This is a genomic window from Streptomyces sp. NPDC041940 (assembly GCF_055589465.1).
Genome location: NZ_JBVJBP010000001.1, coordinates 498,492 through 520,095 on the forward strand (window position 1 = coordinate 498,492; position 21,604 = coordinate 520,095).

22 protein-coding genes are annotated in these 21,604 nt (G+C 73.1%); 11 read left to right on the forward strand and 11 right to left on the reverse strand.

What is annotated here, in order from left to right; translation table 11 throughout:
* The first annotated feature begins 52 nt into the window (after positions 1 to 52).
* From ACZ6I3_RS02120 to ACZ6I3_RS02130, 3 genes are read left to right on the forward strand one after another with little or no spacing between them, the layout of a single operon-like run.
* On the forward strand, positions 53 to 1,396 hold the full coding sequence (locus ACZ6I3_RS02120) for a multidrug effflux MFS transporter (RefSeq protein WP_469410935.1): 1,344 nt from the start codon (positions 53 to 55) through the stop codon (positions 1,394 to 1,396).
* Between the two features lie 11 nt (positions 1,397 to 1,407).
* Positions 1,408 to 2,523, forward strand: a complete 1,116-nt coding sequence (locus tag ACZ6I3_RS02125) for a serine hydrolase domain-containing protein (RefSeq protein ID WP_469411667.1) — start codon at positions 1,408 to 1,410, stop codon at positions 2,521 to 2,523.
* Positions 2,524 to 2,570: 47 nt separating this feature from the next.
* Positions 2,571 to 3,560 carry a small ribosomal subunit Rsm22 family protein gene (locus tag ACZ6I3_RS02130; protein WP_469410936.1) on the forward strand — a complete coding sequence of 330 codons (990 nt, stop codon included), beginning with the start codon at positions 2,571 to 2,573 and terminating at the stop codon, positions 3,558 to 3,560.
* Here ACZ6I3_RS02130 and ACZ6I3_RS02135 read toward each other — a convergent pair whose 3' ends face one another.
* A complete protein-coding gene (locus ACZ6I3_RS02135; protein WP_469410937.1) occupies positions 3,561 to 4,922 on the reverse strand; it encodes a S28 family serine protease in 1,362 nt (453 codons plus the stop codon).
* Between the two features lie 129 nt (positions 4,923 to 5,051).
* Positions 5,052 to 5,264: a DUF6243 family protein gene (locus tag ACZ6I3_RS02140; RefSeq protein ID WP_469410938.1), complete on the reverse strand. Its 213-nt coding sequence runs from the start codon at positions 5,262 to 5,264 to the stop codon at positions 5,052 to 5,054.
* Positions 5,265 to 5,379: 115 nt separating this feature from the next.
* Here ACZ6I3_RS02140 and ACZ6I3_RS02145 point away from each other — a divergent pair, with 115 nt between their 5' ends.
* Positions 5,380 to 6,009, forward strand: coding sequence for a TetR/AcrR family transcriptional regulator (locus ACZ6I3_RS02145; protein ID WP_469410939.1), 630 nt, complete (start codon positions 5,380 to 5,382; stop codon positions 6,007 to 6,009).
* Here ACZ6I3_RS02145 and ACZ6I3_RS02150 read toward each other — a convergent pair.
* Positions 5,979 to 6,908, reverse strand: coding sequence for a glycerophosphodiester phosphodiesterase (locus ACZ6I3_RS02150; protein WP_469410940.1), 930 nt, complete (start codon positions 6,906 to 6,908; stop codon positions 5,979 to 5,981). The two genes, ACZ6I3_RS02145 and ACZ6I3_RS02150, sit on opposite strands and share 31 nt — an antisense overlap.
* 192 nt (positions 6,909 to 7,100) lie before the next feature.
* Between ACZ6I3_RS02150 and ACZ6I3_RS02155 the strand changes: the two genes are divergently transcribed.
* Positions 7,101 to 7,829 (forward strand): bifunctional DNA primase/polymerase, encoded by a 729-nt coding sequence (locus ACZ6I3_RS02155; protein ID WP_382830336.1) that lies wholly within the window; start codon positions 7,101 to 7,103, stop codon positions 7,827 to 7,829.
* Between the two features lie 25 nt (positions 7,830 to 7,854).
* Here the strand turns inward: ACZ6I3_RS02155 and ACZ6I3_RS02160 are convergent, their stop codons facing one another.
* From ACZ6I3_RS02160 to ACZ6I3_RS02170, 3 genes are all read right to left on the reverse strand, one after another.
* Positions 7,855 to 8,847, reverse strand: coding sequence for an SCO2278 family lipoprotein (locus ACZ6I3_RS02160; RefSeq protein WP_469410941.1), 993 nt, complete (start codon positions 8,845 to 8,847; stop codon positions 7,855 to 7,857).
* A 169-nt stretch (positions 8,848 to 9,016) separates the two neighbouring features.
* The gene (locus ACZ6I3_RS02165; protein ID WP_469411669.1) at positions 9,017 to 9,847 is read right to left on the reverse strand and encodes a heme ABC transporter ATP-binding protein; all 831 of its coding nucleotides are present in this window, start codon (positions 9,845 to 9,847) and stop codon (positions 9,017 to 9,019) included.
* Positions 9,847 to 10,932 (reverse strand): FecCD family ABC transporter permease, encoded by a 1,086-nt coding sequence (locus ACZ6I3_RS02170; protein WP_469410942.1) that lies wholly within the window; start codon positions 10,930 to 10,932, stop codon positions 9,847 to 9,849. The genes ACZ6I3_RS02165 and ACZ6I3_RS02170 overlap by 1 nt, the downstream gene beginning before the upstream one ends.
* Positions 10,933 to 10,996: 64 nt before the next feature.
* Between ACZ6I3_RS02170 and ACZ6I3_RS02175 the strand changes: the two genes are divergently transcribed.
* Complete coding sequence (locus ACZ6I3_RS02175) at positions 10,997 to 11,641, forward strand: PhzF family phenazine biosynthesis protein (protein ID WP_469410943.1); 645 nt, start codon at positions 10,997 to 10,999, stop codon at positions 11,639 to 11,641.
* 22 nt (positions 11,642 to 11,663) lie between these two features.
* On the opposite strand, the gene ACZ6I3_RS02180 is transcribed toward ACZ6I3_RS02175, so the two are convergent.
* Both ACZ6I3_RS02180 and map read right to left on the reverse strand, forming a co-directional pair.
* Entirely contained in the window at positions 11,664 to 12,311 is a 648-nt protein-coding gene (locus tag ACZ6I3_RS02180; RefSeq protein ID WP_469410944.1) for a biliverdin-producing heme oxygenase, read from the reverse strand.
* Between the two features lie 159 nt (positions 12,312 to 12,470).
* A complete protein-coding gene (map, locus tag ACZ6I3_RS02185) occupies positions 12,471 to 13,328 on the reverse strand; it encodes a type I methionyl aminopeptidase (RefSeq protein WP_469410945.1) in 858 nt (285 codons plus the stop codon).
* A gap of 58 nt (positions 13,329 to 13,386) precedes the next feature.
* Between map and ACZ6I3_RS02190 the strand changes: the two genes are divergently transcribed.
* Positions 13,387 to 13,617, forward strand: coding sequence for a hypothetical protein (locus tag ACZ6I3_RS02190; RefSeq protein ID WP_328414638.1), 231 nt, complete (start codon positions 13,387 to 13,389; stop codon positions 13,615 to 13,617).
* Here ACZ6I3_RS02190 and ACZ6I3_RS02195 read toward each other — a convergent pair whose 3' ends face one another.
* Both ACZ6I3_RS02195 and ACZ6I3_RS02200 read right to left on the reverse strand, forming a co-directional pair.
* A complete protein-coding gene (locus tag ACZ6I3_RS02195) occupies positions 13,618 to 14,916 on the reverse strand; it encodes an MFS transporter (protein WP_469410946.1) in 1,299 nt (432 codons plus the stop codon). It lies immediately after the preceding gene.
* 125 nt (positions 14,917 to 15,041) lie between these two features.
* Positions 15,042 to 15,650, reverse strand: coding sequence for a hypothetical protein (locus ACZ6I3_RS02200; protein ID WP_469410947.1), 609 nt, complete (start codon positions 15,648 to 15,650; stop codon positions 15,042 to 15,044).
* Positions 15,651 to 15,797: 147 nt separating this feature from the next.
* Between ACZ6I3_RS02200 and npdG the strand changes: the two genes are divergently transcribed.
* Both npdG and ACZ6I3_RS02210 read left to right on the forward strand, forming a co-directional pair.
* Positions 15,798 to 16,517 carry an NADPH-dependent F420 reductase gene (npdG, locus tag ACZ6I3_RS02205; protein ID WP_469410948.1) on the forward strand — a complete coding sequence of 240 codons (720 nt, stop codon included), beginning with the start codon at positions 15,798 to 15,800 and terminating at the stop codon, positions 16,515 to 16,517.
* A gap of 13 nt (positions 16,518 to 16,530) precedes the next feature.
* Positions 16,531 to 16,761, forward strand: a complete 231-nt coding sequence (locus ACZ6I3_RS02210) for a hypothetical protein (RefSeq protein WP_469410949.1) — start codon at positions 16,531 to 16,533, stop codon at positions 16,759 to 16,761.
* Here ACZ6I3_RS02210 and ACZ6I3_RS02215 read toward each other — a convergent pair.
* On the reverse strand, positions 16,751 to 17,551 hold the full coding sequence (locus tag ACZ6I3_RS02215) for a site-2 protease family protein (RefSeq protein WP_469410950.1): 801 nt from the start codon (positions 17,549 to 17,551) through the stop codon (positions 16,751 to 16,753). The two genes, ACZ6I3_RS02210 and ACZ6I3_RS02215, sit on opposite strands and share 11 nt — an antisense overlap.
* 105 nt (positions 17,552 to 17,656) lie before the next feature.
* On the opposite strand from ACZ6I3_RS02215, the gene ACZ6I3_RS02220 reads away from it, so the two are divergent.
* Positions 17,657 to 18,223: a DUF6578 domain-containing protein gene (locus ACZ6I3_RS02220; protein ID WP_469410951.1), complete on the forward strand. Its 567-nt coding sequence runs from the start codon at positions 17,657 to 17,659 to the stop codon at positions 18,221 to 18,223.
* Positions 18,224 to 18,325: 102 nt separating this feature from the next.
* Positions 18,326 to 21,601 carry a BTAD domain-containing putative transcriptional regulator gene (locus tag ACZ6I3_RS02225; RefSeq protein WP_469410952.1) on the forward strand — a complete coding sequence of 1,092 codons (3,276 nt, stop codon included), beginning with the start codon at positions 18,326 to 18,328 and terminating at the stop codon, positions 21,599 to 21,601.
* The last annotated feature ends 3 nt before the right edge of the window (positions 21,602 to 21,604 follow it).

Genomic DNA, 21,604 nt, shown 5'->3' on the forward strand with positions numbered 1-21,604 from the left:
TCCGTACGAGCTGAGAGCATAGGGGGCGATCGAATCGAACAGGGAGGGACTCATGCCCGAGGGTGGGGCGTCCATATCGAACACCGCACAGGGGGCCGTAGCAGGGACGGAGCGCCCCGACCTCACGTCGCAGCGCCGCACCGGGCTCCTCGTCACCTTCCTCCTCGGCAGCCTGACGGCCGTACCGCCGCTGGCGATGGACATGTACCTCCCGTCGCTGCCGGAGGTCACCCGCTCCCTGCACGCGCCCGCCGCGACGGTCCAGCTCACGCTCACCGCCTGCCTCGCCGGCATGGCGCTCGGCCAGCTCGTCGTCGGGCCGATGAGCGACCGCTGGGGGCGCCGCCGCCCGCTGCTCGCCGGCCTCGCCGTCTTCGTCGTCGCCACCGTCCTGTGCGCGCTCGCCCCCACCGTCGAGCTCCTGGTCGCCTTCCGGCTGGCCCAGGGCCTCGCGGGCGCCGCCGCGATCGTCATCGCCCGGGCCGTCGTCCGCGACCTCTACGACGGCATGGCCATGGCCCGCTTCTTCTCCACCCTGATGCTGATCTCCGGGGTCGCCCCGATCGTGGCGCCGCTGATCGGCGGGCAGGTGCTGCGCGTCACGGACTGGCGGGGCGTGTTCGTCGTCCTCACCGTCATCGGCATCGCGATCGGCGTGCTGGTCTGGACGAAGCTGCCCGAGACCCTGCCGCCTGCCGAGCGCCACAGCGGCGGCGTCGGCGAGGCCCTGCGCGCGATGCGCGGCCTGCTCGCCGACAGGTCCTTCGCCGGCTACACCCTCACCGGCGGCTTCGCCTTCGCCTCGCTCTTCGCCTACATATCGGCGTCCCCCTTCGTCATCCAGGAGATCTACGGCGCCTCCCCGCAGACGTTCAGCCTGCTGTTCGGCGTCAACTCGGTCGGGCTTGTCCTCGTCGGCCAGATCAACGGCAAGGTCCTGGTCGGCCGGGTCAGCCTGGACCGGGTGCTGGGGATCGGCCTGACGATCGTCATCACCGCCGCGACCGCGCTGCTGCTGATGTCCACGGGAGTGTTCGGCGAGGTCGGCCTCGCGCCCGTCGCCGCCGCGCTCTTCGTGCTGATGTCCGCGATGGGCATCACGCTGCCCAACACCCAGGCCCTCGCGCTGATGCGCACCAAGCACAACGCGGGCTCCGCGAGCGCCCTGCTCGGCACCTCGTCGTTCCTCATCGGCGCGATCGCCTCCCCGCTCGTCGGCGTCGCCGGCGAGGACACCGCCGTCCCGATGGCCGTCGTCCAACTGGCCGCCGCACTGGTGGCGGTGGCCTGCTTCGTGGGAATGTGCCGACCTTGGAGGACCTCGCAGACTTCGGAGACCTCGAAGACCTCGGAGACGGAGAGCAGGACCGCGAGCGCGGAGGGAGCGGACAGCTGAGCGCACCGAGACTGCGCGACGGCACGCCGGAACGGGCCGGACTCGACCCCGCGGAACTGCGCCGGCTCGTCCGGGAGGTCCACGTCCTCACCACCGGGCAGCGCCCCTGGGCACCGGGCGCGGTCCTCGTCGTCGGGCGCGGCCCCGTGATCGCGGTGGAGGAGGCGGCGGGCTGGGCCGTGCGCTACTCGGCCTACGACGAGGACGCCGACGCCGGTGTGGAGCTGCCCGCCGAGGACCGGGTCCCGATGACCGTCGGCACACCCTTCGACCTGGCGTCCCTCACGAAACTGTTCACGTCCGTGGCCGCCGTCCAGCAGATCGAGCGCGGCACGCTGGGCATCGACGCGAAGGTGGGGGCGTATCTGCCCGACTTCACGGGGGCGGCCCGGCACGGCGTCACCGTACGGCAGCTGCTCACCCACACCTCCGGGCTGCGGCCCGAACTCCCGCTGTACGACTGCGCCGACGCCGCGCACCGGCTGGCGATGCTCCAGGCGGAGCAGCCGGTCGGCGTGCCCGGCACGCACTGCTACTCCGACCTGAACATGCTGCTCCTCCAGTACGTCCTGGAGCGGGTCACCGGCCGCACGCTCGACGTCCTCGTCCGCGACGGCATCACCCGGCCGCTGGGCATGACGGCGACGGAGTTCGGGCCGTGCCCCGGGGCGGCGGCCACGGAGGACCAGCGGCGGCCGTGGGCCAAGGCGGACCGGGGGATGCTGCGGGGCGAGGTCCACGACGAGAACGCCTGGGTGCTGGGCGGCGTGGCGGGCCACGCGGGCCTGTTCTCCACGGGCCGGGACCTCGCGGTGTTCTGCCGCACCCTCCTGGCCGGCGGCTCCCACGGCCCCGCCCGCATCCTCGGCCCCGACTTCGTCGAGCTCCTCTTCACCCCGCCCGGCCTCGGCTTCTCCCTGGACCGGTCGTGGTTCATGGGCGACCTGGCCGGCCGGGGCGCGGCCGGCCACACGGGGTTCACCGGCACGTCCCTCGTCCTCGACCCTGCGACGGACACGTTCCTGATCCTCCTGACGAACGCGGTCCATCCGCGCCGCCGCCGCCCGGACAACGCACCCAGGGCGGCGGCGGGGACCCGGGTGGCACGAGCGGTACGGGGGATCTGAGAGCACCGCTCTCTCCCGACCGCTCGGGCCCCTCGTAGAATCGCCGGGTGAACGCCCCCGCACCCCCGGCCGCCGAAACTCTCCGTACCGCTCTCGCCGGTCTGCTCGACGGGCTGCCGCCGCGGCAGGCCTCGCAGGCGGTGGAGCGGCTGATCGCCAGCTACCGGGGGGACACCCCGACCGACGCGCCGATCCTCCGGGACCGCGCCGATGTCGCCGCCTACGCGGCCTACCGGATGCCCGCGACCTTCGAGGCGGTGCGGTCGGCGCTGGACGCGTTCGCGGACGCCGTGCCCGAGTGGGCGCCCGGCGGGCATCTGGACGTCGGCGGAGGTACCGGCGCCGCGGCCTGGGCCGTGACGGCGACCTGGGACGGGGAGCGGCCCGTCACCGTGCTCGACTGGGCCGAGCCCGCGCTGGCCCTCGGCCGGGAGATCGCCGCGGCCAACCCGGCCCTGCGGGACGTGCGGTGGCAGCGCTCGCGGATCGGGGCGGCGCTCACCCTCGAGAGTGCTGATCTCGTCACGGTCTCCTACGTCCTCAACGAGCTGACCGCCCCCGACCGCACCGCCCTCGTCGACGCCGCCGCGGCCGCCGCGCAGGCCGTCGTGATCGTCGAACCCGGCACCCCCGACGGCTACGCCCGCGTCATCGAGGCCCGCGACCGCCTGATCGCCGCCGGCTTCCACATCGCCGCCCCCTGCCCCCACAGCGCCGCCTGCCCCATCGCCCCGGGCACGGACTGGTGCCACTTCTCCGCCCGGGTCAGCCGTTCCTCCCTGCACCGCCAGGTCAAGGGCGGCTCCCTGCCCTACGAGGACGAGAAGTTCAGCTATGTCGCCGCCGCCCGCTTCCCCGTCGAACCGGCGCCCGCACGCGTCGTACGCAAGCCCCAGATCCGCAAGGGCCAGGTCCTCCTCGACCTCTGCGAGAGCGAACCGTCCCTGAACCGCACCACCGTCACCAAGCGCCACGGCGACCTGTACAAGGCCGCACGCGACGCTCACTGGGGTGACGCCTGGCCGCCCGCACCCTGATCACGAGTTCTCCCGACCGACCCAGCGGTGCAGCGTGTCCTCCGCCGACGACCGGTCGGCGGGGGACAGGTCCGCGATGTCGACGCCGTGATTGCCGCCCGGCACCCACAGCATCCGCGCGTCGGGGCCCCCGGGCCGGAAGTGCTCGGCCACGGCCGGGTCCTGGGCGCCGTTGACGAACAGCAGCCGGCTCCCGCGGCGGCGGACCCAGCGGTCGATGTCCGGCATCGCGGCGGAGTCGAAGCGCAGCGGGATGTCCCGGGGGACGAAGCTGCGCGGCTCGATGCCGCCCGGGTGGCGCAGCAGATCCGCCAGATGGGCGGTGGGGACATCGCCGTACCCCAGCTGCGTGCCGATCTGGTACCAGTACGGGATGTAGTTCCGCGCGGAGTCGTCGGCGTACAGGGACAGTCCCGCCCAGCGGTCCAGCCACGTGTACAGCTCGTCGGCCGTCGCCCGGGGGCCGGGGATCGCGGCGACGTCGGCCGGTGTCGCGCGCTGCCAGAACATGAACAGCACACGCAGCACGGCGATTTCGAACGCCTTGTCGGCGCTGCCGACGATACGGAAGGTGTCGCCGGCGGCGGACGCCCAGGCCTCGTAGCGGGCGACCAGCTCGGTCCGGTGCTCCAGCATCCGGCGCTGGGCGGCCTTGACGGCCTCGCGGCCGGGGGCGGTGCCGACCGTCTCCAGGAAGCGCAGGCAGGCGGAGTCCTCGCGGTCGTCGACGTTGTTCGGGGCCGAGTAGACCACCGTGCCGTCCACGTCGCCGGGGTGGAAGCGCCGGTGGTAGAGGCTCGCCATGCCGCCCTTGCTGCTGCCGGTGGAGAGCCACGCGCCGGGGTAGAGCCGGCGGAACAGGCGGACGGCGCGGTGGTGGTCGTCGGCGGCCTGGCGGATGGTGAGGTGGGTGTAGCCGGGGCCCGCCGGGCGTGAGGTGCCGAAGTAGCGGTGTTCCACCTGGAGTTGGTTGGCGCCCAGCAGCGTCGCCGGTTCGGTGAGCCGGGGGGTGAGGACCGCGTGGTAGCCGGTGCTGAACAGCACCGTGGGCCGGTCGGCGGCGGTGTGGAGCAGGGTGAGGCGCTGCTCGAAGGTGCCCGCCGCGGGGTCGGTGTGGTCGACCGGCTGGCGCAGGCCCAGGACGAAGTGGCGGTACCCCGGTCCGGCGTCGTTGCGCTCCTCGATCAGCCGCAGTCCGGGCAGTGCCCGCAGGGTGTCCGCGATGTCGGCGTCCCCCGGCCGCGGCCGTCCGTCCGCCGCCCGCGCCGGTCCGGCCGCCGTGACGGCGAGGCCCGCCGCGGAGACCGCCGAGACCGCCGAAGCCGCCGAGGTGAGCAGCCGTCGTCTCGTCCACACGCCCATCGTGTTTCCTCCCGGGTGTCCGTCGGTCGCGCTGTTCGGTCGCGGTGTCGCGACCGCTTCAGTACATCCGCCGGACGTCCCGGGAGGATCCCGCGCGCGAGGGGACTCTCTCCCCCGGGCGGGGGAGGCTCACGACGACCGGTCGGTCGTACCGCCCTCCTGTCCCTCGCGCTGTTGCCGCCGCTTCTCCTGGAGCGTGCGCAGCAGCTCGCGCTTCTGGGCCTGGGGATCGAGACCGCCGCCGATCCGGCCGCCCCGGCCGCCGCCGCGCAGCGCGTTGCGGCCGAGGTTCTTGCGCGATCCGCCGACGCCCAGCATGTTTCCGGCTCCGCCTCGGGTCATGTCGAGGCTCCTCTCCTGAATGCGATGACGATGCGACGAGACGTTTCGTCTCGCGCTGTACCTTCACCACTGTCAGGCGAGACGCACCGTCTTGTCAACCTGATAAATTCGAGCCATGAGCCTGAAGAAGCCCGCGCAGCCCGCACCCGACTCCACCCGGCGCAGCGAGAGGTCCCGTCGCGCCATCTACGACGCCGCCCTCGCCCTCGTCGCGGAGGTCGGCTACCCCAAGACCACCATCGAGGGCATCGCGGCCCGGGCCGGTGTCGGCAAGCAGACGATCTACCGCTGGTGGTCCTCCAAGGCCGACGTCCTGCTGGAGGCCTTCCTCGACCTGAGCGAACAGACGTCACGGGAGGCCGGCCCGGAGTACGAGTTCGCCATCCCGGACACCGGCGACCTCGCCGCCGACCTCAAGGCCGTGCTGCGTCTCACCGTCGACCAGCTCCACGACCCCCGCTTCGAGGGCCCGTCCAGGGCTCTGGCCGCCGAGGGCGTGGTCGACGAGCAGCTGGGCCGCGTCATGGTGGCCAAGCTCCTCGAACCCTCGCTCCAGATGTACGCCGACCGGGTGCGCTCCGCGCAGGAGGCCGGCCAGGTCCGCCCGGACGTCGACCCGCGCATCGCCCTCGAACTCTGGGTCTCCCCCCTCGCCCAGCGCTGGCTCCAGTACACCGGCCCGATCTCCTACGAGTACACCGACACCCTCGTCGACTACGCCCTCCACGGCATCGCGCCCCGCTGAAGGGCCCTCCGGGCGTCCCGCTGGGCGTCCTGCCGGGCTTCCCGGGCCTGCCGGGCCCGCAGCTCGGCCATGCGCGCCAGCCGCCCCGGCGCGTCCGTGATCACCCCGGTGCACCCCAGCGCCAGCACCCGGTCCCGCTGCGCGTCCGTCACCACCGTGTGCGCCCACACCCGCGCGATCCCCGAGTTCACCGCCCGCGTCAGATCCGCGTCGCGCGCCCGGTGGTCCACGTCCAGCAGATCGACGTACGACCGCCAGCGCTCCGGGCGGTCCGTGCGCAGCTGCCGCGCCGAGCGCCACAGCTGGGTGAGCAGGCCGAGGCGGTGGGCGCGCCGGGCCACCCCGGGGTCGTTGGAGTTCACGAAGACCGAGCGGGTCAGGCCGCGGGCCCGGATCAGGCCGGCCAGCCGGTCCAGGCTCCGCGGATCCTTCGCCTCCAGCATCAGCACGATCCGCCCGCCGAAACGGTCCAGGACCTCCGCGACCGTCGGCGGCCGCTCCGACCGCCAGCTCCCGGGCAGCGCGTCCCTCGGGCGCAGCCGTACGCCCCGCCACTCCCGGGAGTCCAGGCCGCGCACCGCGCCGCCCAGGTAGGTGGTGCGGTTCAGGGTCTCGTCGTGGAACACCACCGGCGTGCCGTCGCGCAGCAGCCGGGTGTCGAAGTCCAGCACCTGCGCCGTACCGCGCCGGTAGGCGGACATCAGCCCCGACATGCTGTTCTCGGGGACCTCGTGGGCGCCGCCGCGGTGTGCGACGTAGGTGATCCGGGGGAGTGCCGCCACCGTCAGCGGGCCGGTGCCCCACTCCAGCGGCATCGGGGCGGTGTCGTGTGCCGTGAGGGCCAGCGCGACCACGGAAGCCGCGGTGGCCAGGCCCGTCAGCGTGATCGTTGTGACCATGGCGATACGGTAGGTCGCCATATCAGGTCAAAGCGGGCAATGACACCGATCTCGGTGCGGCATATGCCTCGCTCGCCCCACCGGTACCCGTCTCGTAGCTCCTGCCCCGGATGTGGGCACTGGCCCCCCGGTGCGCGGGAAGATGGGACCATAGGGCATGCTGTTCCGCACGACGGCGAGGCGAGGGGATAGATGAGCGCGGAGTTCGGCGGCCGGACCGGCCTGCAGGGCAAACTCACCCAGTGGCTGCGCGCCGGGCGCCGGCCGAAGGAGACCGCCGGTGACGGCGGCCGTGAGGCCCTGCTGCTCGCCGCCGCCGGCGCGGGACTGCCCCTCGCGCCCGCGGCCCACCCGGCCGGCTACCGCTGCTCCTGTGACCGCGTCGGCTGCCCCACCCCGGCCCGGCACCCTGTGTCCTTCGCCTGGCAGACGCAGTCCACCACCGACCGCGCCCAGATCGAGCGCTGGGCCCGCCACCAGCCCGAGGCCAACTTCATCACCGCGACCGGCATGGTGCACGACGTCCTCGACGTGCCCCTGGATGCCGGTCGCGACGCGTTGGAGCGGCTGCTCGCGGAGGGTGTCGAGGTCGGGCCGGTCGCCGAGAGCGACGACGGCCGCATGCTCTTCTTCACCCTCACCCGCGGGACGCCCGAGGACGAGGACGAGTGGTGGCCGTGCGAGCTGGACTGCCACCCCGAGACGGCGGACGAGCACCCCGGGCTGCGCTGGCACTGCCGCGGGTCCTACGTCCTCGTGCCGCCGGCCCGGCTGCCCGGTGACGGCCAGGCGGTGCGGTGGGTGCGCGGGCCCGAGCACGAGCTGCCCGACCCGCTGAGCCTGCTGGAGGTGCTCACCGAGGTCTGCGGCCGGTACGTCGACGCCGACTCCGCGGGGTCGGCGTGGCCTTCGCGCCGCTGAGGCCCTGAGCCGGCCGAGGCCTGCGCTACGAGCCCTCCGCCGAGGTCATGCCCTGGATCCGGCCCAGGATCGTCACCTTGCCCTGGCCCTTCGGGTCCAGCGCCACCTCGTTGGAGACGAACTCCAGCGTGAGGGACTGCTTGATCTCGCCCTTTGTCAGCGCGAGCACGTCCTTGTTCGGAGTCGGGAACGTCGTGCCCGCGTAGGCCGTCTGCTTCTCGTAGTGCCGCGTCGTGAAGAACACCAGTGCGCCGCCGTCCGTCGTGCGCAGCGCCAGCGGCGCGTAGTCGCCGTTCGTCAGCGGCTCGTCGATGTACTGGGTGACCAGGCCCGGCCTCTTGGTGTTCTTCTCGCGCAGGGCACGCCACTGGGTGGTGTGCGCGCCGTCCGCGAAGCCGGCCCCGCCGTTCTTCAGATACGTCGTGTACGTCCGGCTCAGATCGCCGGGCTGCGCCGCCAGGCCGGGCGTGTTCACCGGTACCGACTCGGCCCAGCCGTCCGCGTCCTTCTTGAACTCCGGGACCTTGCCGGGGGCGACGAGGGTCAGGTACGCGACCTGGAACGGGTCGTCGAGGCCGCTGCGGGTGAACACGAGCAGCCAGCGGGCGGTGCCGCCCTTGTTGCCGGCGGCGTCGACGACGAACCAGCGGGGCCAGCCGGCCTTCTTCGGGATCGTGAACTTCGCGTCCGTCAGCTTCAGCGGCGAGTGGTTCGGATTGCCGCCCGGGTTGTTCTTCTGACCGGCCTCCAGGCGGGCCGAGTCGATGTCGGCGAGGGCGCCGGTGGTGTGCTCGGCGTCCAGGGAGGCGTCGTAGGCCTTGTCGGCGTCGTTGTACGCGGTCGTGAACTCCTGGAGCGCCTTGGCGGCTTCGGCGCGAGTGGTCGCCGGGAGGATCTCCCGTTCGCCGTGCACGACGACGCATCCGCTCGCCGTCAACGACAAAGCGGTCACCGAGGCCGATATGAGGGTCCTTCGGCCGAGCGTGCGGAGTGTTCGAGGGTCGCGATCCCTGATCATCGGGTGCCTTCACCTTCCCCTTTCCGGAGGCGAACCCTACCGGGTGCCTCCGGCGGTCGGGGCGGGGTGGGTGTGCGTCAGCTGTCCCGGGCCGGTGCGGTTGCCGTCCGGCGTTGGACGAACTTGACCAGGTAGGCGGCGAGATCGCGAAGAGCGCCACATGGAAAGGTCAAGGCTCTCGCCGGGGAGCCACCAGAAGCGCTCCCGTCCGCGGGTGCGGGAACACCTCCACGGGCTGGTCGTAGACCTCGGACAGCAGCCGTTCGGAGAAGACCTCGGCGGGCCGGCCGTCCGCCGCGACGCGACCGGCGCACAGCAGCGCGACCCGGTGCGCATAGGCAGCGGCGAGCCCCAGGTCGTGCACCACCACGACCACCGCGTCACCGGCGTGCGCCCTTGACCGGCACAGCCGCAGCACCAGTTCCTGGTGCCGCAGGTCGAGCGCCGCGGTCGGCTCGTCGAGCAGGAGGAGCGGGGCCTGCTGGGCGAGGACCCGGGCCAGCGCGACCCGGGCCCGCTCGCCGCCGCTGAGCGCGGAGAAGGGGCGCGTGGCGAAGCCGGTCACCTCGGTGGCGGCCATGGCCTCGGCGACGGCCCGGTCGTCGTCGGCCGGGGTCGAGGCGGGGGACGCGCTGTGCGGGGCCCGGCCCATGCGGACGACCTCCTCGACCGTGAAGGGGAAGGAGAGCGCCGCGGACTGCGGCAGGACCGCCCGGCGCAGGGCGAGATCGGGCGCGGGCCACTCCGCCGCCGGACGGCCGTGGACGCGTACGACCCCCTCGGCGGCCGGGACATCGGCGGCCAGGGCGCTCAACAGCGTCGACTTTCCCGCCCCGTTGGGGCCGACCAGGGCGAGGACCTCACCGGCGCGGACCGTGACGTCGACGCCCTTCAGCACTTCGCGGGCCCCGAGCCGGACATGGAGGCCCCGGGCCTCGGCCAGGACGTCCCCGGGCGCGGGCCGGGCAGGGGGAGTGGGACGTCGGGTACGCAGGCGGATCACGCCCAGCCTCCTTGTCGGCGCCGGGTGCGGCGCAGCAGCCAGAAGAAGAACGGGCTGCCGAGCAGGGCCGTCAGCACCCCGAGGGGGAGTTCGGCGGGCGCGGCGACCGTACGGGCCGTCAGATCCGCCGCCAGCAGCACGAGCGCGCCGAGCAGCGCGCTGCCCGGGACGAGGAACCGGTGCCCCGGGCCCGCCAGCATGCGCAGCAGGTGCGGGACCACCAGGCCCACGAACCCGATGATCCCGGAGACGCTCACCGCCGCCGCGGTCAGCAGCGCGATGACGAGGACCAGCACGATCCGCAGCCGCTCCACCTCCACGCCCAGATGCCGGGCGGGCCGCTCGCCGAGCGCCAGGAGGTCCAGACGGCGGGAGTACAGGGGCGCGACCGCCAGGCCGAGTACCGCGCACGGCAGGACCGCCAGCACCTTCGGCCACGTCGCCTGGGAGAGCGAGCCGAGCTGCCAGAAGGCGATCTGGTTGACCGCGGCCGTGTCAGCGAAGAACAGGAACAGGCCGATCAGCGCCCCCGCGAAGGCGTTCACCGCGATACCGGTGAGGATCAGCGTCACCACCTCCGTACGGCCGCCCGAACGCGACACCGCGTACACGAGCAGGACCGTCGCCAGCCCGGAGACGAAGGCGAAGACGGACACCGTCCAGGTGCCGAGGACGTTCACGCCGAGGGCGATCGCCCCGACCGCGCCGACCGCGGCACCGGAGGAGACGCCGATGACACCCGGCTCGGCGAGCGGGTTGCCGAACACGCCCTGCATCAGCGCGCCCGCGCAGCCCAGCGAGGCACCGACCAGCAGGGCCAGCACGATCCGCGGGAACCGCACGTTCCACAGCACCGACTCGGCCACCCGGTCCAGCTCCCCGCCGCCCAGCCCCAGCCGGTGCTGCACCGAGGCGAGGACGTCACCGACCGGGACGGGATAGGCGCCGGTGCCGGCCGCGACCGGGACCAGGACGAGAAGGGCCGCGACCAGCCCGGCGGTCAGCAGCCACGCCGTCGTCCGGCGTCTTCGGGGCGGGCTCTGCCCCGGGGCGCTCGTGGTGGGCCTCTCCAGGACGGTCATCCAGCCTTACCTTCGCTCTCTGTCGGTCGTCGTGGCGGTGGGAAGTTCAAGGCAGAATGCCCTCGTGACTGACTACGACGTACTCCGTGTCTTCTGCGGGCCGCGCGGTGGATACGGCAATGAACTCGGGGTCGTTCGCGAGGGTTCGGTGCTGCCCGGGGAGAGCGAGCGGCAGGAGCTCGCCGCGAAACTCGGCTTCAGCGAGACCGTGTTCGTCGACGATCCCGAGCGCGGCGTGATCGACATCTACACGCCCACCCTGCGGCTGCCCTTCGCCGGGCATCCCTGCGTCGGGACGGCGTGGCTGCTCGACGTGCCCGAACTGGTCGTCCCCGCCGGGGTGGTCGGTGCCCGGCAGGACGGCGAGTTCTGCTGGATCGAGGCGCGGGCGGAGTGGGTGCCGCCGCGCACCCTGCGGCAGTACGGCAGCGCCGCCGAGGTCGACGATCTGGCCGTACCGCCGCCGGGGGAGTGGGTCTACGCATGGGCCTGGGAGGACGAACCCGCCGGCCGGATCCGTGCCCGAGCCTTTCCCGGCCGCGACGACGGCATCGACGAGGACGAGGCGACCGGGGCCGCCGCCCTCCTGCTCACCGACCGGCTGGGCCGGGCCCTCAACATCACCCAGGGCGCCGGATCCCAGCTGCTGACCGCGCCCCAGCCGGGCGGCTGGACCGAGGTCGGCGGCCGGGTCCACCTCGAACGCTGAACCAGGCGGTGGCCGGACCGTCTCAGGCCGACAGCGAGAACTCCGCGCCCAGCTCCTCGAAGACCGCGTTGTTCAGCGCGTACGCCCGCTTGCACTCGGCCACGACCCGCTGCCGCTCCAGCTCGTCGCCGGGCACCGCGTCCAGCAGCGCGCTGTAACTCCGCTTGAAGGCGGCCGGGTTGGAGATCTGCTCGAAGACGTAGAAGCGGACCCCGTCGCCCTTCTTCGGGAAACCCCACGCCTTCTCGGCCGTGTCGCGGATGATCTGCCCGCCGGAGAGGTCGCCGAGGTAGCGGGTGTAGTGGTGGGCGACATAGCCGGCCGGCCAGGCGCTGGCGCACTCGGCGATCCGCTCCGCGTACTCCAGCGTGGCGGGCAGCGCGCCGACGCCCGACCGCCAGCCGGGGCCGCGCAGATACTCCAGGTCCTGCTCCAGCGAGGCCATACGGAACAGCTCCGGGCGGACGAACGGGCCGGCCACCGGGTCCGCCGCCAGCCGCGCGGCCCCCGACTCCAGCGCCCCGTACACGAACCACAGCTGCTCCGTGTAGCGCGCGAACGCGTCGACGCCCAGTTTGTGCCCCAGCAGGTCGCTCATGAAGGTCGAGCCCCTGACCTCCTCGTGCTGCTCTCGGGAAGCGGTCCGAATGAGGGTCGAGAAGGATTCCATGGGCGATACTTTCTATGGTTAGGCTAACCTAAGTCAATAGCCTTGCCGACCTGTTGTCGGTAAACTTCCCGACGCGATGTCGGTAAAAACCTCCCGAGGGCAAGCGAACGGCCCGCCCTCCGAGGAGAGCGGGCCGTGTAGCCGGGTGTGCGCGCGGCGCTAAGGCAGCGTGAGGATCTCCGCGCCCGTGTCCGTCACCACCAGCGTGTGCTCGAACTGGGCCGTCCGCTTGCGGTCCTTCGTGACGACCGTCCAGCCGTCGTCCCACATGTCGTACTCGTGCGTCCCGAGCGTCAGCATCGGCTCGATCGTGAACGTCATCCCGGGCTGGATGACCGTCGTCGCGTGCGGGGAGTCGTAGTGCGGGATGATCAGGCCCGAGTGGAACGAGCTGTTGATGCCGTGGCCGGTGAAGTCCCGGACCACCCCGTAGCCGAAGCGCTTGGCGTACGACTCGATGACCCGGCCGATGATGTTGATCTGCCGGCCCGGCCGGACCGCCTTGATCGCGCGGTTCAGCGACTCCCGCGTCCGCTCCACCAGCAGCCGCGACTCCTCGTCGACCTCGCCCACCAGGTACGTCGCGTTGTTGTCACCGTGCACGCCGCCGATGTACGCCGTCACGTCGAGGTTGATGATGTCGCCGTCGCGCAGGACGGTGGAGTCCGGGATGCCGTGGCAGATGACCTCGTTGACCGAGCTGCACAGCGACTTCGGGAAGCCGCGGTAGCCCAGCGTCGAGGGGTAGGCGCCGTGGTCGCACATGTACGCGTGCGCCACCTTGTCCAGCTCGTCCGTGGTCACCCCGGGGGCGATGAGCTTCGCGGCCTCCGCCATCGCCCGGGCGGCGATCCGGCCGGCGACGCGCATCGCCTCGATCGTCTCGGGGGTCTGCACCTCCGGTCCGGTGTAAGGCGTCGGCGCGGGCTTGCCGACGTACTCGGGGCGACGGATGTTTCCGGGCACGGGACGGGTGGGGGACAGCTCCCCCGGTGCGAGCAGCGACTGGCCAGACATGCCAGCGAGTCTAACCAGCGCCCATGGGGGAACATGTCGATGGCGAGAGGAGCTGGTCATGGCCCTGTTCAAGAAGCGCACGGTCGGCAAGCCGGGTGAGTGGTACTACTGCCTGGAGCACAAGAAGGTCGAGGAGGGGCCGGAGTGCCCCAACAAGGACCGGTTCGGGCCGTACGCCTCCCGCACGGAGGCCGAACACGCGATGGCGACCGCCCGCGAGCGCAACCTCCAGTGGGAGAACGACCCCAAGTGGCACGACGCCCCGGCGGGCGGCCGGGACGAGGACTGATCACGCCTTGGCGGCTGCGCGCTTCTCGCGCAGCCGCACCGCGTGCTCGTTGACCCGCACGTCGTACGTCATGAGCCTCGGCAGGCACACCGCCAGCAGCGCCACCGCGCCCACGCACAGCAGCCCGCCGGACCAGACCGACGTCCGCACCCCCAGCCAGGCCGCGAAACCGCCGCTGCGCATCTGACCGACCGTCGGTCCCACCGAGTACGACAGCAGCTCGATCCCGGCGAGACGGCCGCGCAGCTCGTCCGGGATGGTCTGGTTCCACATGGCCGCGCGGAAGACGCCGCTGACCATGTCGGCGCCGCCGGCGAGGGTCAGGAACAGCAGTACCAGCCACACGTTGACGGCGACCCCGGCGCCCGCGATGGCCAGACCCCACAGCGCGGCCGCCAGCACCACCATCCGGCCGTGCCGGTGCACCCGCGAGGTCCATCCGCTGGTCAGGCTCACCAGCAGGGCCCCCGCCGGGACCGCCGCGTACATCAGCCCCAGTGACCACTCGGCGTCCAACTCGTCCGCGAGGAAGGGCAGCACGGCGAGTGGCATCGCCAGGAACATCGCCGCCAGGTCGACGGCGTAGGTCCCGAGGAGTTCCTTGCGGCCCCACGCGTACCGGGCGCCCTCGGCGATGGCCCGCAGCGACGGCTTCACCGAGTCGTGGGACGCCGGGGAGCCGGCGATGCGCACGACCAGCAGCACGGACACGACGAAGGTGACCAGGTCGGCGCCGTACGCCCAGCCGACACCGGCGTAAGCCACCACCACGCCTGCCAGCGCCGGGCCCGCGACGCCGCCGACCGTCCAGCGCAGCGCGTTAAGGGAGGCCGCCGCCGGCAGGTGGTCGTAGGCCACGATCCGCGGCCAGAGCGAGTCGAGTGCGGGCCGCTGCACGGACACCAGCGCGGAGGAGAGGGCGGCGACGACGTACAGCGGCCAGACGGCGGGCCGCGGAAGCAGCGCGTTGGCCAGCAGCACCACGCTGAGCAGGCCCTGCCCCGCCTCCGTCCACACGATCAGCTTCCGCTTGTCCCACGCGTCGGCGAGAGCCCCGCCGTACAGCCCGAACACGACCAGCGGCACCAGTTCCACGGCCCCGATGGCCCCGACCGCCGCGGCCGACCCCGTCAGCTCCTTCAGCTGCACCGGCAGGGCGACGAACGTCAGGAACGTCCCGAAGTTGGAGATCAGCCCCGAGATCCACAGCCGGCGGAAGTCGGCGGAGGCCCGCCAGGGGGACAGGTCGGGGAGCAGGGCGCGCGGGCCGGGGGAGCGTTCTGGGGAGTCGTCGGTCACGAAGGGCCATGCTCTGGGTCGGGGTGGCGACGGACAACTGCTTTTCGGGACCGGAGAGGGCCGCGGCCGGGGTGGGGCCTTGACTGTGGCCGCTGATCAGGATCGGCAGGCCGGCTGCGGAGATGTCACCAGCGGGCCGGAGGGGGCGCCGTCAGGTGTTCCGCCAGTCTCGACACCCTGTCCCGGAAGCGGTGGCGGCCTCGTGGGGTCGGCAGGGCGTTCTCGCCGGCTGCCGCGCTGACCAGGTGCTGGACCGTGTCCAGGTCCAGTTCCGAGCCGGTGGGGACGGCCAGGTTCTCGTGGGCCATCGCCGGCAGTTCGCCCGCGTCGGGGCCGAGGGTCAGGACCGTCGCACCGGCGCGCCGGGCGTCGGACACCCGTTCGAGGAGTGGCGCGGCGGGTCCGGGTCCTTCGGGGGACACCACCAGCAGCGTCTCGCCCCGCCGGGCCGCCTCCAGTCGCCCGAGGCCGACCGCCAGGTGCGCCGGGTCGCAGGGGCGCGCGTCGTGCCGTACCAGTGTCGGGGCCAGCTCCGGCGTGCCCGACCACGCGGCCTCGTCCACCAGATGCGCGGCCAGATGCCACGGCTCGTACTCCGGCGTGCCCACGAGCAGCAGCCCGCCCCCGTGCGACACCACCGACCCGCGCAGCGCCCCGGCGAACCGCCGCGTGGCGCCCAGCCACTCGGTTCCGGCGAGCACTTCCCGCAGCAGCGCGACCCGTACGGCATCCATGCGCCGCATCCTGCCCGAGCCGGTCGCGGGTGAGGAGGGAGTCGCCACGGATTCGCCCGGCCCGGGCAGTTGGGTCGCTCACCCGTGCCAGAGGCGAACGGCCGGGGGAGACATCGGGCCCACCGGGGCGGACGTAGAGTCGGGGCCATGACCTCTACCGACAGTGCTGCCACCGACAACGCCCAGAAGGCCCCCGCCAAGGACCCCTGGGACCTGCCCGACGTCTCCGGACTCGTCGTCGGTGTGCTCGGCGGAACCGGCCCCCAGGGCAAGGGCCTCGCCTACCGGCTCGCCCGGGCCGGCCAGAAGGTGATCATCGGTTCGCGTGCCGCCGAGCGCGCCCATGCGGCGGCCGGGGAACTCGGGCACGGCGTCGAGGGCGCCGACAACGCCGAGACCGCGCGCCGCAGCGACATCGTGATCGTCGCCGTGCCGTGGGACGGCCACGGCAAGACCCTCGAATCCCTGCGCGAGGAACTGTCCGGCAAGCTCGTCGTCGACTGCGTCAACCCGCTCGGCTTCGACAAGAAGGGCGCCTACGCGCTCAAGCCCGAGGAGGGCAGCGCCGCCGAGCAGGCCGCCGCCCTGCTGCCGGACTCCCGGGTCACCGCCGCCTTCCACCACTTGTCGGCCGTGCTGCTCCAGGACCCGGAGATCGACGAGATCGACACCGACGTGATGGTGCTCGGCGAGGTGCGGGCGGATGTCGAGATCGTCCAGGCGCTGGCCGGCCGTATCCCCGGTATGCGCGGCATCTTCGCGGGGCGGCTGCGCAACGCCCACCAGGTGGAGTCGCTGGTGGCGAACCTGATCTCCGTGAACCGCCGCTACAAGGCACACGCCGGGCTGCGCGTCACCGACGTGTGAGCCGGTGAGGTGCATGGGGGACACTGGGCGTCGTAGCAGTGTCCCCCGACAGGAGTCGACCGAAATGCCCCGCCTCGCCGTTTACGCCCTGATCGTCTGCGTCCTCTCCGTGGCCGCCGCCGTGGTCTCCTTCGTGCAGGGCAGCTGGCTGGGGATCGTCTGGGTGCTGCTCGCCGGGCTGTCGTCGAACATGACCTGGTACTACCTGCGGCGCGCCAGGGCCCAGAAGTCGGTCACGGACTGACTGAGCAGAACTCGCTGCCGCCCTGCCAGAAGCGGTACAGCTCCTGACCGCAGTACGTCTCCAGGTCGCTGATCCCGAGCGACTTCAGAATCGTGTCGATCACGTCGAAGAACACGCCGTTCACCGCGGGCAGCCACAGCAGCGCGAACACGAACAGCAGGCCGAACGGCGCGAACGGCTCCACCTGGCGCCGGATCTTGTACGACAGCCACGGCTCGATCACGCCGTAGCCGTCCAGGCCCGGCACCGGCAGGAAGTTCAGCAGCGCGGCCGTCACCTGGAGCAGGGCGAGGAAGGCCAGGGCGAACCGGAAGTCGCTCGGCACGCCGTCCAGGGCGTCCAGCCAGAACGGGGCCGTGCACACGATCGCGAACAGCACGTTCGTCAGCGGACCCGCGGCCGAGATCAGGCTGTGCTTCCAGCGCCCCTGGATCCGCCCCCGCTCGATGAACACCGCGCCACCGGGCAGGCCGATCCCGCCCATGATCACGAAGATCACCGGGAGCACGATGCTGAGCAGGGCGTGTGTGTACTTCAAGGGGTTCAGGGTCAGATAGCCCTTGGCGCCGATCGAGATGTCGCCGCTGTGCAGGGCGGTGCGCGCGTGCGCGTACTCGTGCAGACACAGGGAGACGATCCAGGCCGCCGTCACGAAGAGGAACACGGCGACGCCGGGCTGCTCCGCGAACCCGGTCCAGGTCGCCCAGCCCGTGACCGCCGTCACGGCCATGATCCCGACGAACACGGGACTGATCCGGCGCTCGCTGTGGCGGCTGGTGGCGGTGGTCATGGGGCTCCCTGCACTCTTCGGACACGTGATGGGACTGCCCGACCGTACCGGGCCGACGGATAAAACGTCTCGCGCGGGGCGGTCGGTTCCGGAGAGGGTGGGGGCATGGGGCTCTGGCACGTGTTCTACGCGGACTGGCAGATGGAGTGCTGCGGCACGGTGTTCGCGGTGGGGGAGGAGGTGAGCTGGCCGCTGCTGCTCCAGGACTCGGACCTGGTGCTCGGCGGCGGCTGGCACGACCAGCTCACGAAGGTCGCCGGGCCGGTGGAGGACGTGGGCGGCGTCCGGGTCCTGCGGGAGGAGACCGGCCTCACAGTGGCCCTGGGCGGGGACCCCGACAGCGACGAGGACCGGCGGCCGAGGCCTGGGGACTGGGCCAGGTCGGCCGGGCTGCTGTCGGTCGAGCGGCACGGGGCGAGGTGGCCGGAGGCCCGGGGCCGGGTGCGGGCCGTGCAGGTGTTGACCCAGGCCTGGGCGGAGACCGCGCCGGGCTCGCGCTCCTACGAGCCGGTCGCGGGGGAGCGGTGGCTGCGGGGGGTGGAACGGTGCCCGGAGTGGTTCACCGAGACCGACGACGGACGCGGCGGGCGACAGCGCGAGTCCGGGGTGATCGCGACCCTGGAGATACCGGCCACGGACTCCCCGAGCCCGACCCCGAGCCCAGCGCCCTGACCCTGTCCAAGCTCCTCCCCACCCCCACCCCCACCCCCACCCCGACCCCGTCCACCCGCCGCACGGCATATCGCCGTGACCCCGCTCGTACCACCGGAGACAATGGACCCCGTGCGCTACCGCATCCTCGGCACCACGCAAGCGCTCCGCACCGACGGCACGGTCGTCTCGGTGGGCGGGGCGCGGTTGCGTGCGTTGCTGACCGTGCTCGCTCTGCGGGCCGGCCGTACCGTGCCCGTGGGGCTGCTCGTCGACGAGGTGTGGGACGGTGCGCCGCCCGCCGACGGCCCGGCGGCGCTGCAGGCGCTGGTCGGGCGGTTGCGGCGGGCGCTCGGGGCGGACGCGGTCGCCTCCGCCGAGGGCGGGTACCGGCTCACGGCCGCGCCCGACGACGTCGACCTGCACCGGTTCGAGCGGCTGGCCGGCGAGGGACTGCGGGCCCTGGCCGACGGTGACCCCGCCAAGGCCGCCGTGATCCTCGACGACGCCCTCGCCCTGTGGCGCGGCCCGGCCCTGGCCGACCTGCCCGACCGCACCGCCGAGGCGGCCCGCCGGGACACCCGCCGCCTGGACGTCCTGCGCGCCCGCCACACCGCCGCCCTCGCCCTCGGCCAGGCCGAGCAGTCCCTGCCGGAGCTGACCGCCCTGTGCGACAGCCACCCCCTGGACGAACCCCTCCAGACCCTGCGCCTGCGCGCCCTGCGCGACGCCGGCCGCACGGCGGAGGCCCTGGACGCCTACGAGGAGGCCCGGCGGCTGCTCGCCGACCGGCTGGGGGCCGACCCGGGGCCGGAACTGCGCTCCCTGCACGGGGAGTTGCTGAGCCTCGGAGAGAATCCCGCGTCCGCCGCCGAGCACCGGCCGGTCGGCAACCTGCGGGCCCGGCTCACCTCCTTCATCGGCCGTGAGAGCGACATCGAGACCATCCGCGGCGATCTCACCGCCGCCCGGCTGGTCACGCTGCTCGGGCCCGGCGGGGCCGGCAAGACACGGCTGTCGCAGGAGGCCGCCGAGACCGTACGGCCCGCCATGTCCGGCGGCGTCTGGCTGGCCGAACTCGCCCCGGTCGACGACCCGGCCGCTGTTCCGGAAGCCGTGCTCACCGCCGTAGGAGCTCGGGAGACCGTGCTGTACGGCGCCGGCGCCGAGGGCATGCGGGCCGCCGTCGCCGACCGGCTCGACGACCCCGTCGAGCGGCTCGCCGAGCACTGCTCCCGCCCCGGCATGCTGCTGATCCTCGACAACTGCGAGCACGTCGCCGACGCCGCCGCCCGGCTCGCCGAGGAACTGCTGGAGCGCTGCCCGGGCCTGACCGTCCTCGCCACCAGCCGTGAACCCCTGGGCGTACCGGGGGAGTTGCTGCGGCCGGTGGAGCCGCTGCCCGAGCCGGTCGCGCTGCGGCTGCTCGCCGAGCGGGGCGTGGCGGCCCGGCCCGGTTTCCGCGTCCAGGACGACCCCGGGGCGTGCGCCGAGATCTGCCGGCGCCTCGACGGTCTGCCCCTGGCCATCGAACTCGCCGCCGCCCGGCTGCGGATGCTCACGCCCCGCCAGATCGCGGACCGGCTCGACGACCGCTTCCGTCTCCTCACCTCCGGCAGCCGTACCGTCCTGCCCCGGCAGCAGACCCTCAGAGCCGTCGTCGACTGGTCCTGGGATCTGCTCGACGAGGACGAACGGGACGTGCTGCGGCGGCTGTCGGTGTTCGCGGGCGGCTGTGACCTGCCGGCCGCCGAGGCGGTGTGCGGGCCGGTCGCCCTGGAGGCGCTCGGCTCGCTCGTCGACCGGTCCCTGGTCGTGGCCGCCCCGCCCCAGGAGTCGGCCGACGGCGAGATGCGCTACCGGCTGCTGGAGACCGTCGCCGAGTACGCCGCCGAGCGGCTGGACGAGGCCGGACAGCGCGCCGGGGCCGAGCGGGCCCATCTGACGTACTTCCGTGAACTCGCCCGTACCACCGACCCGTTGCTGCACGGCCCGGGCCAGCTCGCCGCCATCCACCGGCTGGAGCGGGAGTACGAGAACCTGCGCACCGCCCTGCGCCACGCCGTCGCCCTGCGTGACGAGCAGGAGGCGCTCTGCCTGGCGCTGTCCCTGGTCTGGTACTGGCAGATGCGCGACCTGCGCATCGACGCCCGCACCTGGTGCCGCGAGGTCATGGCCCTCGGCCCGGACCCCTTCACCGAGCCCGTGCGCCCCGCCGCCCCGGTCTGGCGGCGCTGCACGGACGCCCCGCCCCCGATGACCGGCGAGGTCCTCCTGGAGGCCCGGCGCGGGGTCCACCTGGCCCATCTCGCCTGCATGGACACCGAGCTGGACGCCTGGCAGACCCCGCTGGCGCAGCGGAAGCTGCAGATCATCGCCGAGACCTACGAGCCCGGTCTCCCGCAGACCTGCCGGCTCCCCGGCCTGCTCTGGTTCTTCGCCGTGATGCTGACCGGCGACATGGACCGGCTGCGCGTCGTCATGGAGGCGTCCATCCGCACCTGCCGGGAGACCCCCGGCTTCGAATGGGAGCTGGCCTCCGGTCTCCAGATGCGGGCCAACTTCCTCGCCAACCGCACCGACTGGGCGGGCGACGCCGCCCGGGACGCCGGTGAGTCGCTGGAGATCTACCGGCGTCTCGGCGACGCCTGGGGCACCGCGGAGGCCCTGTCCGCACGCGCCGAGACCCATGAACGCAGGGGGGCCTACGCCCTGGCCGCCGCCGACTACGAGGCGGCCATCGGGCACGCGGAACACCTCGGCGCCCACGGCCAGACGGCCGTGCTCACCGCCCGGCTCGGCAACGCGCTGCTGGAGTCCGGCGAGGCCGAGCGCGGCGAGCGGCTGCTGCGCGAGGTGATCGCCGAGCGCGGGGACTCGATCAGCGAGGCCATGCCCGCCGCCCGCCTCTTCCTGGCGGTCTGGCTGGGGCTGACGAGCCGGGTCCCCGAGGCACGCGAGCAACTGCGGCGGCTGCGGCGGGACTTCCGTATCGCCCACTTCATCGTCTTCGACGCGTTCATCCTCGGCGCCGAGGCCTGGCTGGACGCCATGGAGGGGCGGCACGCGGAGTGCCTGGACCTCATCCGCAAGGCGCTGGAGCGTGCCGCCGACCCGCGTTCGCAGGTCATCGCCCCCCATATGCGGGCGGTGTACCTGACCATCGGGGCCGGGGCCCTGGCCGGCCTCGACGGCGGGCACCGCGCCCGCGACGCGGCCCGCTGCCTCGGCGCCGCCGACGGTCTCCTGCCGCCGGGCCATGTCGCCCCGCGGCAGGAGCGCGAGACCCGCGAGCGGGCGGAACGGCGGGCCCGCGCGGTGCTCGGCGACCCGGCGTACCAGGCCGCGTACGCGGAAGGCGGCGGCCTCTCCGCCGAGGAGGCCGCCGCCTTGGTCTGACGC

Excerpts from the sequence above, each read along its gene's own strand:
- ACZ6I3_RS02225 (WP_469410952.1), top strand. The coding sequence starts at position 18,326 with ATGGACCCCGTGCGCTACCGCATCCTCGGCACCACGCAAGCGCTCCGC.
- ACZ6I3_RS02220 (WP_469410951.1), top strand. The coding sequence starts at position 17,657 with ATGGGGCTCTGGCACGTGTTCTACGCGGACTGGCAGATGGAGTGCTGC.
- ACZ6I3_RS02170 (WP_469410942.1), bottom strand. The coding sequence starts at position 10,932 with ATGACCGTCCTGGAGAGGCCCACCACGAGCGCCCCGGGGCAGAGCCCG.
- ACZ6I3_RS02150 (WP_469410940.1), bottom strand. The coding sequence starts at position 6,908 with ATGGTCACAACGATCACGCTGACGGGCCTGGCCACCGCGGCTTCCGTG.
- ACZ6I3_RS02190 (WP_328414638.1), top strand. The coding sequence starts at position 13,387 with ATGGCCCTGTTCAAGAAGCGCACGGTCGGCAAGCCGGGTGAGTGGTAC.
- ACZ6I3_RS02145 (WP_469410939.1), top strand. The coding sequence starts at position 5,380 with ATGAGCCTGAAGAAGCCCGCGCAGCCCGCACCCGACTCCACCCGGCGC.
- ACZ6I3_RS02155 (WP_382830336.1), top strand. The coding sequence starts at position 7,101 with ATGAGCGCGGAGTTCGGCGGCCGGACCGGCCTGCAGGGCAAACTCACC.
- ACZ6I3_RS02160 (WP_469410941.1), bottom strand. The coding sequence starts at position 8,847 with ATGATCAGGGATCGCGACCCTCGAACACTCCGCACGCTCGGCCGAAGG.
- ACZ6I3_RS02135 (WP_469410937.1), bottom strand. The coding sequence starts at position 4,922 with ATGGGCGTGTGGACGAGACGACGGCTGCTCACCTCGGCGGCTTCGGCG.
- ACZ6I3_RS02140 (WP_469410938.1), bottom strand. The coding sequence starts at position 5,264 with ATGACCCGAGGCGGAGCCGGAAACATGCTGGGCGTCGGCGGATCGCGC.
- map (WP_469410945.1), bottom strand. The coding sequence starts at position 13,328 with ATGTCTGGCCAGTCGCTGCTCGCACCGGGGGAGCTGTCCCCCACCCGT.
- ACZ6I3_RS02200 (WP_469410947.1), bottom strand. The coding sequence starts at position 15,650 with ATGGATGCCGTACGGGTCGCGCTGCTGCGGGAAGTGCTCGCCGGAACC.
- ACZ6I3_RS02215 (WP_469410950.1), bottom strand. The coding sequence starts at position 17,551 with ATGACCACCGCCACCAGCCGCCACAGCGAGCGCCGGATCAGTCCCGTG.
- ACZ6I3_RS02180 (WP_469410944.1), bottom strand. The coding sequence starts at position 12,311 with ATGGAATCCTTCTCGACCCTCATTCGGACCGCTTCCCGAGAGCAGCAC.
- ACZ6I3_RS02120 (WP_469410935.1), top strand. The coding sequence starts at position 53 with ATGCCCGAGGGTGGGGCGTCCATATCGAACACCGCACAGGGGGCCGTA.
- npdG (WP_469410948.1), top strand. The coding sequence starts at position 15,798 with ATGACCTCTACCGACAGTGCTGCCACCGACAACGCCCAGAAGGCCCCC.
- ACZ6I3_RS02210 (WP_469410949.1), top strand. The coding sequence starts at position 16,531 with ATGGGGGACACTGGGCGTCGTAGCAGTGTCCCCCGACAGGAGTCGACC.